At 78.1% G+C, this 3,584-nt stretch carries 2 protein-coding genes; both read right to left on the bottom strand.

Going from position 1 to position 3,584, the window contains the following annotated elements:
* On the bottom strand, positions 1-2,624 hold a 2,624-nt coding region (locus tag WCS02_RS18685), incomplete at its 3' end, for an ATP-dependent helicase (RefSeq protein ID WP_340295794.1).
* A partial coding sequence (locus WCS02_RS18690; RefSeq protein WP_340295795.1) for a RecB family exonuclease occupies positions 2,621-3,584 on the bottom strand: 964 nt, incomplete at its 5' end. The genes WCS02_RS18690 and WCS02_RS18685, both read right to left, overlap by 4 nt.

Genomic DNA, 3,584 nt, shown 5'->3' on the forward strand with positions numbered 1-3,584 from the left:
AGCAGGGCGTCGACGAGCCGCTCCCAGCCGCCGGGGGTCCCCGCAGGCACGGGGACCTCCGGCCGGCCGGCCGCCTGCTCCTCCGGCCGGTCGCCCGGTCGGGTCCCCGGCTGGTCGTCTGCCCGGTCGTCCGGACGACCGTCGCGGGCGGCGCGCACGGCCTCGGCGGCCGCGCGGACCTGCTCGACGGACACCGGCAGCGAGGCCGGCCACGGCATGCGCCGCTCGGGGACCTCGCGGGGGTTGACCTCCTTGGCGCCGTCCTCGGGCAGGTCGGGCTCGTGCCAGGCGAGGACGGGCACGCCGGCCTCGCGGGTCTCCAGCAGGAACGGGGAGGCCTCGCGGGGGCGGCTGCCGTCGGCCCAGCGGGCACCGGTGGCCAGCAGCGAGCGCCGGGGGCGGGTGAGGGCGACGTAGGCAAGGCGCCGCTCCTCGGCGGCCGCGTGGAGCCCGGCCTCGGTCCGGAACTCCACCCACCGCTGCTTCCAGTCCTCCTTGGACACCGCGCCGTGCAGCCGCCAGACGGGCAGGGAGTCGGTGTCCCCGCGGGCGGGCCAGGGCAGCACGCCGTTGCCGCTGAGCCAGCCGTTCCCGGGGCTGCCCGACGCCTCGCGGACGGGGAACCCGCCCGAGACGAGGTCGACCACGGCGACGTCGTCCCACTCCAGGCCCTTGGCGGAGTGGATGGTGATGATCTGCACGGTGGCGGGGTCGGGCTGCACGTCGACGACCTCCAGGCCCCGCTCGTCCTCGCGGGCGGCGTCGAGCCAGGCGAGGAAGCCGGCCAGCGTCGAGCTGCCGTCGACGTCGACGTAGCCGGCGGCCTCGGCGACGAGCCGGTCGAGGACGCGGCGGCCCTGCCGGGGGTCGGACGAGGCCGCCAGCACCTCCACGTCGACGCCGGTGGCCGCGACCGCGGCGAGCACCACGTCGACGACCGGCCGGTGCAGGCTCTGCCGGACCCGGCCGAGCACCGAGGACAGGGCCTGGCAGCGCGACCGGCCGGCCTCGCTGAGCCGGCGCCCGCGCGCCGACGTCCAGCCGGGCGGCGGGAGCAGGTCGAGGGCGTCGACGAGGCTGGCCGCGTCCCGGTCCCCGCCGGCCAGCTCGCGGGAGCGGTCCTGGAGGGCGTCGAGGTCGGCCGGCGCGAGGGTCCACCGCGGCCCGGTGAGCAGCCGGACGAGCGCGTCGCCCCGGCCCGGGTCCGCGGCGGCGGTGAGGACGCTGACGAGGTCGACCACCTCGGGCTCGTCGAGCAGCCCTCCCAGGCCCAGCACCACCACGGGCACGCCCGCCCCGCGCAGCGCGTCCTCGAAACGGCTCATCTGGCTGCGGCGCCGGCACAGCACCGCCTGGGTCGGCACGCGGCCGTCCACGGCGTGGTCGCGGCGCTCGAGCAGCCAGCGGGCCACCAGGTCCGCCTCCTCCTCGACCGTCTCCAGGTAGGCGGCGCGCACGTGGCCGGGCGCGGCCGTCGGGGCCGGGTGCAGGACGCCGACGTCGAGGCCGCCCGTGCTGGCCGAGGTCTCGCGCAGGTCGGCCGCCACCCGGTTGGCGACGTCGAGGACGAGGCCGGGGTTGCGCCACGACGTGGACAGGGTGAGCTGCGCGGGCGGCCCGCCGTCGGAGGAGGAGAACCGGCGCAGGAAGCGGCCGAGCGTGCCCGAGCTCGCCCCCCGCCAGCCGAAGATCGACTGGTGCGGGTCCCCGACCGCCGTCACGGGGTGGCCGTCGCCGAACAGCGCCGCCAGCAGGTCGGTCTGCACGGCCGAGGTGTCCTGGTACTCGTCGAGGAACACGACCCGGTGCTCGGCGCGCAGCTCCGCGGCGACGCCGGGCATCGCGGCGACCTCGGCGGCGAGCAGCACCTGGTCGCCGTGGTCGAGCAGGCCGGCGTCCCTCTTGCGGGCGGTGTAGGCGGCCAGCAGCGGGACCAGCGCCCGCCGCCGCACCAGCGACGCGAGCACCTCCTTCTGCGCCTCGGTGCTCAGCAGCCCGTCGTCCTGGTGGGCGACCAGGGCCGCGACGTGGCTGTCGAGGACGTCGGCGAGCCGGTCGGGGGTGACGCGGTGCTCGGAGCACTCCCCCGCCAGGGCGAGCACGGCGGTGGCCACGGCCCGCGGCTCCATGCCGACGTCGAGGGGGTGCGGCCAGTCGCGCACCACGCGGTCGACGAGCTGGTGGGCGGCGGCCTCGCCGAGCAGGCGCACCTCGTCCAGGTGGAGCAGGGCGGCGTGGGCGGCCACCAGGTCGGCCGCGAAGGAGTGGTAGGTCCGCGCCTGCGGCCGCTCCTGCAGCACGGGCAGGGAGCCCGCCGAGCCGGGACCGGCGGCGGACCAGGCCTGCATCCGCTCCACGGCACGCGTCACCCGCTCGCCGAGCTCCCCGGCCGCCTTGCGCGTGAAGGTGAGGCCGAGCACCTCGTCCGCCCTCACCTGCCCGGTGCCGACGAGCCACGCGACCCGGAGGCTCATCGTCTCGGTCTTGCCGGACCCCGCCCCGGCGACGACGAGGGCGCTGTCCAGGGGGGCGGTCACGACGGCGCGCTGCTCCTCGCCCAGGCGGTAGGGCAGGGCGAGCGCCGTCTCGAGCTGGGCGACGTCCTCCAGCAGCACGGTGCTCACGCCGCGTCCTCCTCGGTGATGGCCTGCCGGACCGCGGGGTCCGGCAGGGCCACGGGCGCCCCGGTGCCGGCGGGCGGCGGTGTGCGGCGGCCCTGCGGTGTGGTCGGGCAGCTCGACGCGACGAGGCAGCGCTGGCAGGCGCTCCCGGGCCGGGCGACGAAGCTGCCCGCCCGCATCCCTGCCCCGACCTCGCGGACCCGCTCGCGGACGGCCTCCAGGCCGTCCTCGCCGGGGGCCGGCTGCACGCGCTCGGCGGCCTTCCGGGCCGGTGTGCCCACGAACAGGAGCAGCCCCCCGGCGGGGGCACCGACGATGCCCTCGAGGGCGCCGGACTCCACGGCCAGCTGGTACAGCTGCAGCTGGGGGTTCTCGCGCGCGTCGGCCGCGGAGGCCGCGGACCGGCCCGTCTTGAGGTCGACGACGCGGACCCCGCCGTCCGCGGTGCGCTCGACCCGGTCGACGGTGCCGCGCACGGTGACGCCGTCGACGGTGTAGGAGAACGGCACCTCGGACCCGAGGACCTCCACGCCGGCGGCGCGCTGCTGCGCGGCCCACACCGACAGCTTGGCGAGCATGTCCTCCACGCGGCGGCGCTGGTGCCGGGAGACCCAGCCGTCGCCGAGCTCGAGGTCCTCCCAGCCCTGCTCGACCACCACCCGCAGCGCGGGGACGTCGGCGTCGGGGACCTCCTCCAGCGCGGCGTGGACGAGCGTGCCGAGGCCCTGCGCGGTGCCCTGGGGGACGGTGCCGCCGCTCGCGGTGAGGTACCACTGCAGCGGGCAGCGCAGGTACTTCTCCACCGCCGACGGCGACACGGCGAGGTCGCCGACCTGCCGGTCCGGCACCGGGCCGGTGGGCAGCCACGACCACTCGGCCGGGTCCGCGCCCCGCACCCCGGCGTCGGCGAGGCGGGCCAGCAGGAGGGCGGCCCCGGCAGCGTCCGGCCCCGCCCCGGCGGCG

Source organism: Aquipuribacter hungaricus, from assembly GCF_037860755.1.
GTDB classification, from domain to species: domain Bacteria; phylum Actinomycetota; class Actinomycetes; order Actinomycetales; family JBBAYJ01; genus Aquipuribacter; species Aquipuribacter hungaricus.